Origin of the sequence: Autumnicola aciditolerans (assembly GCF_041679265.1) — a bacterium.
GTDB lineage: Bacteria > Bacteroidota > Bacteroidia > Flavobacteriales > Flavobacteriaceae > Autumnicola.
Window position 1 is genome coordinate 1 of sequence record NZ_JBGFSM010000016.1, and the last position, 14419, is coordinate 14419.

General features: G+C 36.8%; 14 protein-coding genes. 6 read left to right on the forward strand and 8 right to left on the reverse strand.

Annotation, left to right across the window (positions count from 1 at the left end; translation table 11 throughout):
* Positions 1–59: 59 nt before the first annotated feature.
* Entirely contained in the window at positions 60–884 is an 825-nt protein-coding gene (locus tag AB8M93_RS15540) for a helix-turn-helix transcriptional regulator (RefSeq protein ID WP_373059346.1), read from the reverse strand.
* Positions 885–894: 10 nt separating this feature from the next.
* Positions 895–1233, reverse strand: coding sequence for an alpha/beta fold hydrolase (locus AB8M93_RS15545; protein WP_373059348.1), 339 nt, complete (start codon positions 1231–1233; stop codon positions 895–897).
* A gap of 282 nt (positions 1234–1515) precedes the next feature.
* On the opposite strand from AB8M93_RS15545, the gene AB8M93_RS15550 reads away from it, so the two are divergent.
* The 6 genes from AB8M93_RS15550 to AB8M93_RS15575 all read left to right on the forward strand — a co-directional run bounded on the left by AB8M93_RS15550 (position 1516) and on the right by AB8M93_RS15575 (position 5256).
* Positions 1516–2049 carry a DUF6557 family protein gene (locus tag AB8M93_RS15550; RefSeq protein WP_373059350.1) on the forward strand — a complete coding sequence of 178 codons (534 nt, stop codon included), beginning with the start codon at positions 1516–1518 and terminating at the stop codon, positions 2047–2049.
* Positions 2050–2069: 20 nt separating this feature from the next.
* On the forward strand, positions 2070–2915 hold the full coding sequence (locus AB8M93_RS15555) for a hypothetical protein (protein WP_373059352.1): 846 nt from the start codon (positions 2070–2072) through the stop codon (positions 2913–2915).
* 87 nt (positions 2916–3002) lie between these two features.
* Positions 3003–3257, forward strand: coding sequence for an AbrB/MazE/SpoVT family DNA-binding domain-containing protein (locus AB8M93_RS15560; protein WP_373059354.1), 255 nt, complete (start codon positions 3003–3005; stop codon positions 3255–3257).
* Between the two features lie 1199 nt (positions 3258–4456).
* The gene (locus tag AB8M93_RS15565) at positions 4457–4729 is read left to right on the forward strand and encodes a hypothetical protein (protein ID WP_373059356.1); all 273 of its coding nucleotides are present in this window, start codon (positions 4457–4459) and stop codon (positions 4727–4729) included.
* Positions 4701–4916, forward strand: coding sequence for a hypothetical protein (locus tag AB8M93_RS15570; RefSeq protein ID WP_373059358.1), 216 nt, complete (start codon positions 4701–4703; stop codon positions 4914–4916). Before AB8M93_RS15565 ends, AB8M93_RS15570 begins: the two co-directional genes overlap by 29 nt.
* A 7-nt stretch (positions 4917–4923) precedes the next feature.
* Positions 4924–5256 (forward strand): cyclic-phosphate processing receiver domain-containing protein, encoded by a 333-nt coding sequence (locus tag AB8M93_RS15575; protein WP_373059360.1) that lies wholly within the window; start codon positions 4924–4926, stop codon positions 5254–5256.
* 60 nt (positions 5257–5316) lie between these two features.
* On the opposite strand, the gene AB8M93_RS15580 is transcribed toward AB8M93_RS15575, so the two are convergent.
* The 6 genes from AB8M93_RS15580 to AB8M93_RS15605 form a co-directional block, all read right to left on the reverse strand.
* The gene (locus AB8M93_RS15580) at positions 5317–5982 is read right to left on the reverse strand and encodes a class I SAM-dependent methyltransferase (RefSeq protein WP_373059362.1); all 666 of its coding nucleotides are present in this window, start codon (positions 5980–5982) and stop codon (positions 5317–5319) included.
* A 145-nt stretch (positions 5983–6127) separates the two neighbouring features.
* Complete coding sequence (locus tag AB8M93_RS15585; protein ID WP_373059364.1) at positions 6128–8440, reverse strand: hypothetical protein; 2313 nt, start codon at positions 8438–8440, stop codon at positions 6128–6130.
* A gap of 155 nt (positions 8441–8595) precedes the next feature.
* Entirely contained in the window at positions 8596–9684 is a 1089-nt protein-coding gene (locus tag AB8M93_RS15590) for an SIR2 family protein (protein ID WP_373059366.1), read from the reverse strand.
* A gap of 70 nt (positions 9685–9754) precedes the next feature.
* Positions 9755–12628 carry a type I restriction endonuclease subunit R gene (locus AB8M93_RS15595; RefSeq protein ID WP_373059368.1) on the reverse strand — a complete coding sequence of 958 codons (2874 nt, stop codon included), beginning with the start codon at positions 12626–12628 and terminating at the stop codon, positions 9755–9757.
* Between the two features lie 6 nt (positions 12629–12634).
* Positions 12635–13864: a PDDEXK-like family protein gene (locus AB8M93_RS15600; protein ID WP_373059370.1), complete on the reverse strand. Its 1230-nt coding sequence runs from the start codon at positions 13862–13864 to the stop codon at positions 12635–12637.
* A 4-nt stretch (positions 13865–13868) separates the two neighbouring features.
* Complete coding sequence (locus tag AB8M93_RS15605; protein WP_373059372.1) at positions 13869–14417, reverse strand: hypothetical protein; 549 nt, start codon at positions 14415–14417, stop codon at positions 13869–13871.
* Between the last annotated feature and the right edge of the window lie 2 nt (positions 14418–14419).

Genomic DNA, 14419 nt, shown 5'->3' on the forward strand with positions numbered 1-14419 from the left:
GGTTGGACGTTCAAGTTGGTAATAAGTGGTATACTTTTAAATTGAAATGTGGGGTAGTTCTATATTAATATATACACGTAGGTAGGCCTTATAAAATAGCTGAAGCGCATTTCATTTTCATTTTCAGATTTATCTTCAGATTCATCTTTAGAAATCAACTGCTGGCTGTGGTGCAGTGGGAGGGAAGCTACATATTTGCCTTCCCGTGCAGTAAAGGCCAGCACAACTTTTACCGGCTCTTCATCTGTGCCGTTAATAATGCCAAAGCTATCCTTAAATTCTTCGTGGATATTATAATCGATCCTTTTGAATTTTTCTGAAGTGATGCCGAGCTCACTAATCCTGTCCAGGGAGAAATTTTTGATCTGCCCATCTTTGGTGTCCATACCAATAAGGTACCAGCGATTGCGGGCTTCCTTGAGTGAAATGGGTTTAACCTTTCTGATGCTATGCGAATCCTCGCGAAATTTATAATACTGAAACTCTACGATATTGAGGTTCTGAATGGCATGAAGCAGCCCGGCCATATGCTCGGTGCCCAGGGATTTCCTTTTTTCAAAAATCAGGCTGCTGCCCAGGCTGCGGGAAAGCCTGATGGCATTCAGCATTTCAAAATTTTCCCTCAACCTTTGGGAATGGTTCATCTCCAGATCGTCTACGATATAATATTTGTTATTGCTACGGTCTGATGTAATTTCGATTCCGTAGATGGAGGCAATATCCCGGATGTCGCGCTGCAGGGTTCTTTGGGATTTCAGCAGGTTTTCTTCCAGCGAATCGGGATCTGCCAGCATCTCGTCGCTGATCTCTTCAAAACTCATCGGCCGCTTTTTAAGCAGTGAAATGATCTTGTAATGGCGTTTTATGGTTTGGCGTACAGACATATTGGTTGATTTAATAACAAAGTTTGGAAAAAAATGTTTTTACCTGTTCCTGAAATATTTCTATCGGAATGCGATGCCCCAGCCGCGGATCTATGTAAATCTCTAATTCAGATTCCTCTAAATGCCTGCTGAGAAATTGCAAGGTTTTTGAAGGATCTACCACCTTGTCACTTCCTCCCAGGATGATCTTTTTTGAAGCCAGTCCTTTTGCAAACCGGGAACTGAAATTCACCTCCCGGTACTTGATAAGTGGCGGATTGAACAATAATGCAGGCCTGCCGATATTTTCTGAAATAATATAGCCGTTAAGCGCGCCCATACTACTACCGATGATCACGTTGAATTCCACCTGCGGAAATTCATTCAGGATGATCTTCGGCTGAATATGCCGATCTTTCGCTGAGTTTGCTTTTTAATCCATGTAGATATAAAATGTTCATTCTGTAAAATTAGAAGTTCCAGGCAAATAAACACAGAGACGGCGACAAAAAATGTCGTTTATGAATGATTTCAATTCAGAACTTGGAAAAGCTTTATTTTAAACTTCCAGTTCTTTGTTCATTTTGATACCAGGAATTTTGACAAATCCGATGTGAAATTTTTTATTTTACAAAACTATATTTTAAAAGCAATGACTTTAAAAACGCTAATACAAAACAATTACTGGCTCAGTGTAGCTCCCGGATTGATAGAGCTGTTTCCTGAGGAGGAGGAAAATATAGAAAATTACAAAAGGGTTTTCAATAAATTGCTCATAATGAATCCTGAAGAATCCGGAATGGCAATTGTGATAAAGTCCGTTGCCGATGATTTTGATGCAGAGGAGTATGTAGATGTTTCCGGGAAATGCAAACATCCTCAAAATGAAGAAGAAGCATTCTTACAGGCCATCGAATTTACTCCCTGGAACAAGTGGCTGGGCATGGAAATAGGTTCAGAAGGTTTAGAGAAATTTTCTGAAGTTGAAATCCTGGCCCATTGCCTTTATGAAATGACCTTTGCGGGTTTTGAAGAGGAAGTGGTACAGGAGCAACTGGAAAGTCTCAAAAATACAGGAGAGGACTATGAAATGATGAGCGAAGAGGAAAAAAGGAACAATACCATTTCCTTAGATGAATTTTTAGATAAATTAGAGGTAGATGATCAGGAAAATGATCATTCTTAAAAACAAAAAGGCAGCTATATATGATTAATCTTGATGGACTGGAAGGTTTTGATAACCTGGAAGATCTTAACAGGGAATTACAAAAAAGGGTTAATGCACATAATAAGTCTTCTATAGAAGATTTTGAAAATCTGGCCCCAGGGCAGATGAGGGCACTTCAAAATTTTCCCACAGAGGAAGGCCCTTTATTGATGAACAAACTTTCGGAAACTCATCTTGAAAATTGCCCTTTGCTCGTACAGGTGCGGCTGCTAATAGATAAAATGAAAGGTGGTAAGGAAATAAAGCTCACCAAAACCGGAGCTTTGCCCGTTAAACTGGTGAAGGAGATCTATGCACTGGGATGCCTGAAAAATGAGTGGGTAGAAAAGGGGATTAGTAAGTTATACAGAGAAAGTGACGCTGAAGAAGTAAGTATTACCCGCATTATACTGGAAATTTCTGTTTTGGCTAAAAAAAGGAACGGGAAGCTTAGCCTTACCAAAACGGGTGAAAAATATGCAGATGATGCTAATTTCATCCTGCAGGAAATCCTGAATGTACTATGGTATAAATTCAACTGGGCCTATTACGACAGGTATGAGTCTGAAGCTATAGGTCGTGTAAATCCAGCCTTTAGTTTGTTACTGCTAAAAAAATATGGAGATAAGGAAAGGGATTCTCACTTTTATGCGAAAAAATATTTTAGAGCCTTTCCGCAGCTTTTGGAACAAAGGGAGTCGTCATTTAGTTGTTACGCGCTGCGTACCTTTGACCGGTATTTCAGATTTATGGGTTTTGTGAACGTGGAGAAAACAGGTATTTTAGAGCCTTCGATTCTTAAAAAAACAGAATTTTTTGATCAGCTTTTTTCACTGGAGAAATAAATTTCGCCGTGATCTCTTTTAAAAAGCGTGGATTTCATGTTTAACCTGAATCAGTGTTATAACTTTGTTGTAACTATAATTAGAGGTATGGAAGCTAATATATTTCGGGTAGGAAATTCTAAAGGAGTTATCTTGCCTGCAAAGCTAATGAAATTGATAGGCCTGAAGGAAAAGGTGTCTATTGATGTGAAGGACAATAAGATCATTATAAGTCCGGCTGAAAAGAAGGTTCGTGAAGGATGGGAGGAAATAATAAAAGAAGAAATTGAAGATAATGGCCAGCCCACAAAATTAATTCCAGATGTATTTTCAGATGAAGATTTAGAGGAATGGCAATGGTAAAACAATATCACTCTCAGAAGATTTATTACTCCTGCTTTTTCGAAGGTAAAAACTAAGTTGATAAGAAGTGCTCATTTTTTTGGTCTTAAAATTTGCATTTAAAGTACTAAAAAAGGACATGCGATTTAGAACTTTAATATTTTGTAAAGACTTGGTATGTAGATGTTTTAGGTGTTTCCAGTGTGCAATTTTTGAAGAAAAAATTGGTCGCCGAATTGCACACTGAGAATGTGCAATTATTTGCCATCAAATGACTTCATTAAAAATGAAAAACCCCGTAATCAGTGAGATTACGGGGTTTTTGTTATTAGCTGGTAGCCAAAAAGTGGAGTCGGAGGGAACGACCGTTTGTTTAAGTTTCCAGTGTTTCCAAGTCCTTTCAGAGGCTTAAAAAAACTGGTCACCGGATTGGTCTCGCTTTAACAATTTTTAACTTTCGTATTTGAAATTTATAATCGTTTATATTGTCAGTATGCCTAAAAGCGTATAATAGGAAGGTAATAATTAAATATACCTGTTGGGTATAAAACTAACAAGGGAAGCCAAATTTAATGACGATAAAATCAATCAGATACTCCAGTTCTTTGGGGCAGAACTTCAACCACAACCCATGCAAGCGCAAATTCTGATTAAAGACTAATTAGCCGGCATCCTTACCGAGTTTAAAGGAAGCTGATAATAAAGTATCATTTCCTGGGTACTGTTTTTTTTCTTAAAGAACCTCATTTATCCAAACAGTGGATAGCTTCCTACCACACAATAGTAAATTTTCTAATATTTATTTTTTCTACGTCATATTTTGGCGTTGCTTCCCTTCATTTTTGAAAAATACATTGGGATGATAATTTCTTCACCTTGTAAAGAATAAATCCGCTTCAGTCTGGGAATTTTCCTATGGGTAGGGCTTAGGAGAACTAAAAGTCGAAGCGGAATTTTATTCTAACTAAAATTTGGAAATCAAATTATTATGAAATATAAAAATAATAAGGAGCCTGAATTTCTACCCGGTTTTAATCTGAATTGGATAATAGAAAAATTAAATTTTTGAAGCCCAGGATTGATCTGGCTAAAATGTATAATGAAGATTTTGAATCATTTCATAAGCAAATTACACAAATCCTTTCAGAGGAAAATAAAAGCAGATTACACCTGCTATATGGCAAGCCTGGCACAGGGAAAAGCACTTATATACGCCATTTATGGACCTGGTAGAGAAGGAAGTTATTTTTCTGCCGGGGCAAATGGCTCAGAATTTAGATAATGTTGCAATGATTAAATATCTAATGGGAAATCCTAATTCGGTATTAGTAATTGAAGATGCCGAAGAACTTATCATGTCCCGAAAAGCGCAGCGAAACTCTAATCTTTCCATGATTTTGAATATTACCGATGGCATATTAGGAGAATCCCTGGGCATCCAGATTATCGCAACTTTTAAAACAGATGTTAAAAAATATAGATCCGGCGCTTAAGCGTAAAGGCAGGCTTAAACTTGCCTATGAATTTAAGCCTTTACCTAAAGAGAAAGCTAATATTTTAGTAAGGGAAGAAGGACTGGAATTTAATGCCACGGAAGCAATGACCTTGGCCGAAATTTTCAATATAACCGAAGAGCATAATCATAAAGAACCAGGCCCTAAGGCTGTGGGATTTAGATAAAATATGGATGAAAAATATTTTTTTAGATGATATAAGGGATCCTGAAATGGTCTATACTCCTTCTGAAGCAGAAGCTTTTGTAGTGGTGCGCAGCTTCAGGCAATTTGTAGAGTATATTGAAGAAAATGGCCTGCCGGATTTTCTCAGTTTTGACAATGATTTAGGCCTGGATGAAAAAGGAGATGTAGCACCCGATGGTTATGCTGCGGCCAAATGGTTGGTGTACGAATCGGGTTTGGATCTCCGAAACTTGAAATTTAAAGTACATTCTGCAAATCCTGTGGCGGCAGAACAGATTAGAGGTTTGTTAGGGAATTATATCAAATTTATAAAGGAATAGCGTTAATAAAATTTTGCTTTAAATTAAAACAAGCTTTTGAAATCTTGCAGTACAGCTCCTCTAGTGCACTTTATACAACGTGGTGACCAAGACTCCTTTAAACCCTGGAGATGGAACAGACAACAACTGTTTTTCATCTTTGGCCTTAAAATTAAACGGTGATGCGGTAAGGCTTACGCCACTATGTTTTTTCAGCCTGATACCCTGACCGGAGATAATATCTTTATTGGGTTCAAAATCTACTTCCGGTAGGTGTTCGGTTAAGATAACATATTTAAAATGGTACAGTTTATCTACTACACTTTTTATTTCTGCATTCGATAAATGTTGCAACACCTGCCTTAGGATCGCGCAATTTCCCGGAGGCAATTTATCCTTTGCAATATCCACACACGAAAATTCCAGATTATCTGCTTTAAAATCATTTCTATTATGCGCTATAAGCTCCGGAACTATGTCTATAGCAATGTAGTTTTTACAGTGCTTTACCAGTTCTTTTCCAACATTAAAATCCCCGCAGCCCAGGTCGCAGACTATCGGCGGAGCTTTAAGATCTTTAAAAAAAGCGGACACTACAGCGATGTATGGATCTACGGTCTCAGGATGATGGGAACCTAAACCGGAGTAAAATTCAGATGTTTCACCACCCCACAGGTTCTTTTCATAGATCTGCGCCATGGCAGCTTTGGTTGGCCAGGGCTTTTTTACTTTATCATTTGTTGTCATGGAATGATAGTCAAAAATCACATTCTTGGAGGTTGTCTGAATTAGGTTTAAGTCTGAAAAACTTCTCCGCGCTAGCGACGGAAAATGGACTTTCCTTTTTTCTTGTTATTTAGTATGTTAGGGACAAGTGTACGTTGTATTATTTTCAACTTCTTTGAGTAAAGTTGCTTTTTCGCACTCTCTTCCTGCTATACTTATCTTCACTTGTCTTGAATTTTTCTTCCCAAAAATTATTGTGGTTTTTCACGTAGTTTTCCAATGTCTCTATCGGATAAAATGAATATTTAAATTCATAACTCTTGTTTTGTTCAAAATTTGTGAACAGATGATAGATATACTGATATTTAAATTGTTCACTTGAAACAAGACCTTCTTTTAAGACTTCTACAAATTGGTCAGAACCTGAAGATTGTAAAAATTTAGCATAGTAATAAAGTGCTTCTAAATAATAATACTTAATATGCGATAAATTTCGAAGAGCTTTCTCAAAATGCTTTTGTTTTTTTTCATCATCTTCACAATTAAAAGCAAACATTAGTTCCTTTAGTCCTCTTGTGTAGGGATTGGTCACCACTAATTTTTGAATTGTGCTATGCTTCAGAGGTTTTACTTTAGATAAGGTGTATGTACATTGCATAATTTCAAGATGTTCCTCCATGTACAGAGAATTTATATGGTCTTCTAGCTGACGGATTTCTAACCTTTTGAACATTAAATCATACTCGAAATAATAGAATCCTGGTTCTTTCCTAGAGATATTGTCCGCAATTCCCAGATAGAAGAAATGAGAATCGAGGTAATATTTTGTCTCATTATTTTCAATAAAGGGCATCAAGTATTGGAAAGTATATCCCTCCATACTATGTACATTGGAAACAATATTTTTAAATCTTTTTTCGAGATAATCTTCTTCTTTAAAGTTGCGTTGTTTCATCTCTTGGGTAGAAAGAAAAGAAGATAATTTCTGATATGAATGGTCAAACTCTCTATGAAAATACTCCTTGTTATATCTTAATACCTTTAAGAAGGTAGTTGCATTTGGTAAGTCAGCGAAATATTCCTCTAGCTCGTGTAACTTGCTCAGGAATTCGTTTACCTGCTTTTTACTTAAAACAAAATCTTCTACATCATAAATAAAATTAAGTAGATACTTTTTTTCTGGAACAGAACCGTTTTCCTTGATTTCTATTTCAGGGATATAGGTCAAAACATTCAAAAGATTATTTTTGAAATGATTAAATAATTCTAATGCTCTGGAAAGGGATTCTTTTTTTTCTATAAATTGAATAATATCTAAAATGAAACTATTAAATGAATAGGCATCTAAGCAATATTTCTTAATTTCTATGAGTGGTTGTCGTTTAAACTGAAACTCTGCAAATCTTCTAATTATTGGCTGAAGCTGTAGAGTGCCATTATAATCTTCAACTAGAGATTTGTCTTTTAAAACCCTTAACTCTTTATCACTTATATTATTTGTAGATGCGCTGTTTTTGAAACACTTCTTGAAATTGGAAAGACTTATTCCATCAGGAAAAAGATTAAGTAATTCGAAAGCAATTTTCTGTCTCGAGCTTAAGGTGGAGTACGAATAATTTATTGATTGATAAATTGACTTGGTCCTTTCAATATTGAGATCTGCGTTTTCAGTAAAAACCTTGGTGAAATCTTCATTTGTAGATTCGAAGAAATTCTCCTTCAGTTGTTTTTTTAATTCGGAGATATGTCGAAATCTTGTGCGAGAGTTAGTAACCAGCTTAATTGCCAGAGGATTATTATTCAATAGGTCTTCTAGAATTTCATTCCGTAAAATTTTTATTTCATCTATGGCTCTTACCTTACCATAATTTTCTTCGAATAGAACTAGTGCATCATCAGTAATAAGCGGAGTGAGGGAATAAACATCTTCAAAATCGGCTACAGAACTCAATCTTTCTCTCGAAGTTATAACTATACTTGCATAATCTGTTGCAAACATCAGCAACTCTTTAGCTTTAATTAGGGAGACCTCGTCTAATTCATTAGCAACAGTTTCAAAATTATCCAAGATTACCAAAAGGTCTAATTTTTTATGGCTGAAATTCTCAATTAAATATTCCTTGAAATTAATAATATTGGTAAGATTAAATCCTTCAATTAAAAGTTCTTCAAAGCCTTCAAAAGTTTTAACGTTTTCACAGGATTTAAATGAAACACCTTCATGGTAATATCCTCTATTGTAGAGCTCATATGCTACTTTTTTTATTAAGGTTGTTTTTCCTGTGCCTCCTGAAGCTTTTATTGTTAAGAGTTTATTCGACTTTTTAATATTAAACAATTTAGATGCAATAGTGGACTGTTCTTCTATACGGCCAATGACGTTAGTCAAGGATTTTTTCCCGATCTCCAGATCTCTGTTATTGCCATAAATTGATTCAAAGTTGGAAATTCCTTTTTCATTAATAAAAGGAAAAGTCATCAGGAAATTTACTTGTATTTCTTTCTCGAAAAAATTAAGTTCTGCATTTCGCAGAGTCTTATGGATGAACTTTTTTACTATGGAATTTTTAAAAGTTGAAATATAGATTGCCGGTCGATCTTCTACTAGTGGTATTTCTTCATTTGTAATTAGAACTACAGGCGTTTTTCATTTGGAATATTTCGAAAAATCTCAATGGGTTCCATTAGATTACTCTGTAGATTTTGTTCTTCAACATAAACCTTACCCTTAAAAGTCGTACTAACAATTATAATAAGATCGTAATCGTCTAGACATAGTAAGGTATTAATATTAAGTGTGCCTAAAAGAAAAGTTAGACTTAGAGAATCAAAGTTGCTGATAACGTTGAGAATATCTTCCCTCAATTCAAGATCTATAGGATTAGGTGAAATTAGGGCTACTCTTTTTTGTTTAGTTAGAATTTCTTTAGAAGGCTCTTCTATTTCTTTTAAACCACTTTTCTTAAATTCTAAACATGAGTTGACAAATACTTCTATTTCACGGTAATCTTCTATTTCTATAGTTTTCAAAAAATTAAAGTTGTCGAATTCCTTCGGATTGGGGGTTATTATGAAATGTTGAATATTATTTTCATATATATTATCGAGAGTGTTGAAAAGGAAAGAAATATCAGGATCTTTAAAGCTAAAGCCTAAAAATAAGATAACTTTTTCGGCAAAAACCGACTTTAGTTTTTCTTTAGCGGCGCTTTTAGAATAGAGAGATTTATATTGATCCTGAAAAACTATACAACTGTCAGGTTCATTATAACTTCCATGAATTTTGAAAATATATTCTTGTTCATTTTTATTTATTTCGCTAACGTTAAAAGTTGAAGTGTGAACGGTAGGGTTAATTTTGTTATTTGAGGCTAATTCAAAGGCATTATCATAATTTGTAGTAATTATTTGACCAGTTAGCTCCAGTAACTTTTGATGAAGCTCTAAATCATCTGTTGTTGATACTTTAAAATTTTTTAAAATGTATTTTTTTATTTGATTATGTTCTGGTTTTAATTTTTCAAGAACTTCAGACGGTTCCATCAAGCCATTTTCCATTAGACTTATAAAAGGAGTGTATATAGAATTATCTACATCTTGAACTACCTGTTTTACCAAAGTATCCCACGTCGGTAAACCAAATTTTGTTGATAATCCTGAACCAGTAAAGATGACCAATCTATTGTTTCTTATAGCTTCTTGAATCTTGGAATTAATCTTCATCTTTAAAATTTTTATGTATTGGTTTTATGGAATTAATCTTTAGCAAAGGATGATGAATCAGATTCTTCTATTATGCCCCAACCCCTCTCACAAACACCTCCACAAACTCCTTCATCTTATTGATGATCCTATCCCCAATTTCCCGTGCTTTTAAAATACTGGGGCGATTATCCAGGCACTTAAAAACTTCATCCCGCAGGGGCTCGTGTTCGTTGTAGATGTAGGCGTCTATTAATGATTTAAACTGTTCCTTGTCCAGGTGTTCTTCTTCACAGAGATTGCCTAAGGCTAATACCCGCTGATCGCTCCAGTACTTATCAAATTCATTGGGAATAGAATCTATATCTTTTATTTTTGGAAGATTTTCTTCTATGAATTTTTCAATCAATTCACGCTTGCTGCGGAGCTCGACGTCTCCGGCAAGCAGATCTAAAATTTGCTTTTTCTGCTGAGCGGCAGACTGACCTTTGGCTTGTTTTAGTCCGGCGAGTAATTTCAGGATGTAAGCCACATTGATTTCATCCCTGTGGATCAATTCCAGTTCAAAATCTACATCATCCAGGATGGAAGCTTTTTGTTTCTGATGATCGCCTTTTGCTTTTTCATATAGATCGAGATACTTGCTCTTGTAATCTTCAAAGGTCTGCTCGTCCATCGGCACGTCCTCCCAGCTAAAATCGGCAAAAGAGGTAAGCACATTTTTCGCACGAATTAACGCCCGGAAAGCCTGCACAAATTGCAGCTCCTCTTCTTCAGAAGGTAAATTGTCCACGCTCTTTACTGTCGGGGCAATTTTAAGGAGCTCAATAAAAGCTTCAGAGAATTTCTCTGTGACCTGCTCGTAATCGGGGAGGAGGATCTCTTCTTTTGCTTCTTTATTGGAGAAAAGCGCAATGGCTTCGTCGGTAGCTTTTTTAAGATTGCGGAAGGCGAGGATCTCTCCCTGGGATTTCTTTTCGTCCAGGATCCTGTTGGTTCTGGAAAAGGCCTGGATGAGTCCGTGGTGCCGCAGGTTCTTATCCACGTACAGGGTGTTCAGCTTTTTGGCGTCAAAACCGGTAAGGAACATGTTCACCACCAGGATGATATCCAACCGGTCTTCATCCTTAAACCCGACCTTTTCCCGGTTCTTGTAACGCTTACTGATGTCCTTAAAGTAGTTCTCGAAATCTTTGCTGTCCCGGGTAGAGAAGGCGGTATTGTACATTGCATTATAATCTTCTATAAATTCATCCAGCTTCTCCCGGGTATGACTGGTTTTATATAAGACCTTAGGTTCCGCGGCCATTACTTTAGTGTCCGGCAACAATCCCTGTGCTTCTTCATCTTCTTCATTGGCACCGTAAGTGAAGATGGTAGCAATTCTTAGGTCGTGTTCCCCGGCTTCTTTTTTCTTTTTGAAGATCTCGTAATACCTGATCAGATTCGGAATGCTGCTAACGGCAAAGATGGAGGAGTAGTCTCGATTTTTGGTTTTGGTGTCGTGGTATTTGATGATGTAGTCCACGATCTTTTCCATTCGCTGTTCGCTTTCCAGCACCTCTTTGGTGTCGATATCTTCTACCTCAATATCTACAAAGGTGTTGCTCTTACGCTTATAGCGGCCAATATATTCTATGCTGAACTTGAGTACATTCTGATCCCGAATGGCATCTGTGATCACGTACTTGTGCAGACACTCTCCGAAAAGGTCTTTTGTGGTCCTCTTTCCCAAATCGTTTTTAGATGCATTATCTGCAAAGATCGGGGTGCCGGTAAAGCCGAAGAGCTGACTGTTCTTAAAGAAGACTGTAATTCGCTTGTGAGTTTCCCCGAACTGGCTGCGGTGGCATTCGTCAAAAATGAATACCATCCGCTTGTCCTGCAGGTGTTCCATGCGGGATTGATAACGGCCCGGAGAAATAGCATTGTTCAGTTTCTGAATGGTGGTGAGGATGAGTTTCGTATTATCGGTAAACTGGGTGACCAATGAATTCGTGTTACCCGTAACATCAACAGAGTCTTTTTTGAAGCTGTTGAACTCCTTCATGGTCTGGTAATCCAGGTCTTTCCTGTCTACCACAAAGACCACTTTATGCACCTGCGGCAGGTCCATGAGGATCTGACTGGCTTTAAAAGATGTCAACGTTTTGCCTGATCCCGTTGTGTGCCAAATGTAGCCATTGTCTTTGCTTGTTTTCACCTGCTCAATAATGGCTTCGGAAGCATAGAACTGATAGGGGCGAAGCACCATCAGGATCTTGTGGGTTTCGTTATGAACGATATACCTTGAAAGCATTTTCCCCAGGTGTGCAGTGTCTAAAAAGGCTTTTGTAAAAGCCGTTAATTCCTTGATATTTCTGTTCTGCTTATCGGCCCAGAAAAAGGTTTGTTTGAAGGTGAGGGTTTGTAGCGGATTATTGGAAAAATACTTTGTGTCCACACCATTACTAATCACAAACAGCTGCACGAAATTGAATAGCCCGTAGTTGTTCCAGTAGGAGTGGCGTTTATAACGGTTGATTTGCTTAAAAGCCTCTTTAAGTTCAAGTCCGCGCCTTTTTAATTCGATTTGCACCAGTGGCAAACCATTCACCAGCAGCGTAACATCGTAGCGGTTTTTGTACGTTCCTTCCTGGGTGATCTGATTGGTAACCTGGAACAGGTTCTTTGTCCAGTCTTCCGAATTATAGAAGCGTACCCAAAAAGACTCTTCGTTGTCCCTGGTGAGCTGATATCTCCCGCGCAGGCTCTTTGCTTTTTCAAAGACATTGCCTTTCGCCAGGTGGTTAATGATGCTGCCGAATTCCTTTTCTGAAAAGCTGGTGTCATTAAAAGCCTCCAGCTGATTCTTAAGATTGGCCAATACAGAAGCCTCAGAATTTACAATAACCCTGTCATAGTCCTGGCTTTGCAGTTGCTTGACCAGGTTGTTTTCTAATTCGGCTTCAGATTGGTAGCTCAATTCCTTTTAATTTAAAGAAGCAGGTGTTTCTTTTACTTGATCTGTATTCTGTACCTTCTTCAAAGGTTCCTCACAAGCTTTTGCCAATTCAAGAAATTTTTCAGAAAGGTCTAAAGCAAGTTCTTTTCTTTTTTGCTCATCGAATAAAATGGCGCGGGATTCGTCATTACTAAAGTGAAGAATAGTTTTATAGAAAGGCCAAACGTTATTTGATCTAAAACCTTCTTGAAGCAATTCTACACCAGCCAGTTCTTTATTTAATTTATCACGGTCACAATTGTTTTTGTTCCCAATTATCCCATAGATACTATCACTCCACGGAACTTTGGATTGTCCTTCAAGTTTGACATAAACTTTTTTAGGCCATTCCTCGTGATTAATATATAATCCTGTCCAGGCTTCTTCCAAATCATTATAGGCCTCCACTGTCCATCCTTCTTTGAGTTCTTTTTCGAGCTGACCCTTTATTTCATTTAAAAGAAGATTTGTGTATTTTAATTCCACTACTTTTAAATTTGAGACGAGGGTTCTGGTAGTATTATAATTTTCAGCAATAAGTTTTTGGATCTCGTTCTGCATTTTATGGTCAGTAAGTTGATTAGTGAGTTTCTTGATTAATATGATGTACTGCTGAATAGTCTCCCTGATGATGGGAAAATGAACAGCTTCTTTAGCACAGGCTCTAAGCCAATTCACAATATCTGTGGAATAGCTTAAAAGGTGGAAATGCTCTCCTGATTTTAATTTTCCTTTACTTCCTTTACCTGGTTCTTCTCCCTCAAGAGTAAGATAGAACACTAAATTATTATTTCTATTATAGTTGCAATAGCGCTGGATTTGCACGTTTTGGTCCGGAGCGTAAATTTTATTTTCTACACAAATTGAATTCAGATCTTTATCATAAATGAATATATCCACTCTGCCACCGGTTTTTTCACCGTCATTCCTTTCCCCTACATAATATTCTAATTTTACTCTCGCGGAATCTATGTCCATACTTTTTACTTGAAGAGTGTCAAGAAAAAGTTTTAAAAATGTACTTCCAAGATCATGAGAACCTTCAGGATTTAGTAATTCTCCTAAAAAAGCAGAATGGGTGGCGTTTTCTTTGGTTTCCATCTTCAGGATAGAAAAGATGTTAAAATTCTCTCCTTTTAAAGTAGAAATTTCCTTTTGGTGTTCGAGAATACGAGAGGCCTCCTGAATCAGTTTACAATGGCTTTTAGTTTCTTCCATATATTTATCTTCTTGTGAAAATTTCCAGTTCCATCTCTGCTAAAGTTTTACCGGAAAATTTTTTATCTCGCACTTCTTTAGCGAATTCTATAACATCATTGTAGTCTTCCTTGTCTTCAAACTGTGTCCAGGGTTTTAGTTTGAACAATTTTAATCCGTTCTTATGTGCTTCTTTATTTAATTTGATTTGAATTAGACGGTCTACCGGAAAATGCACAGGCACTGCATTTATTCTCCCGCTACACCAGGAGTATTTTAAATAAAGGTTAAGAAGTTTTTGAGCTACACCAAAATTTATGGGAATATATACGTCTCCAAATTGTGTGGTCTTTGAATAATCCTCAATTGATCGAATATTCGCTATGTGGGTCTTCTCTGAAACAGTTTGATGATATTGCTCCTCAACCAGTTTTTCAATGTGCATTCTAAGGCCATTTCGAAACTCTTTTCGGACATCTTTAGAAACCTCTAAGTTTTTATAAACATTGGCCCGCTGAAAACCACCCCCAAAGGTGAGGACCCAAATCTCGTTATTTAAAAATTCGTCTTTCATAG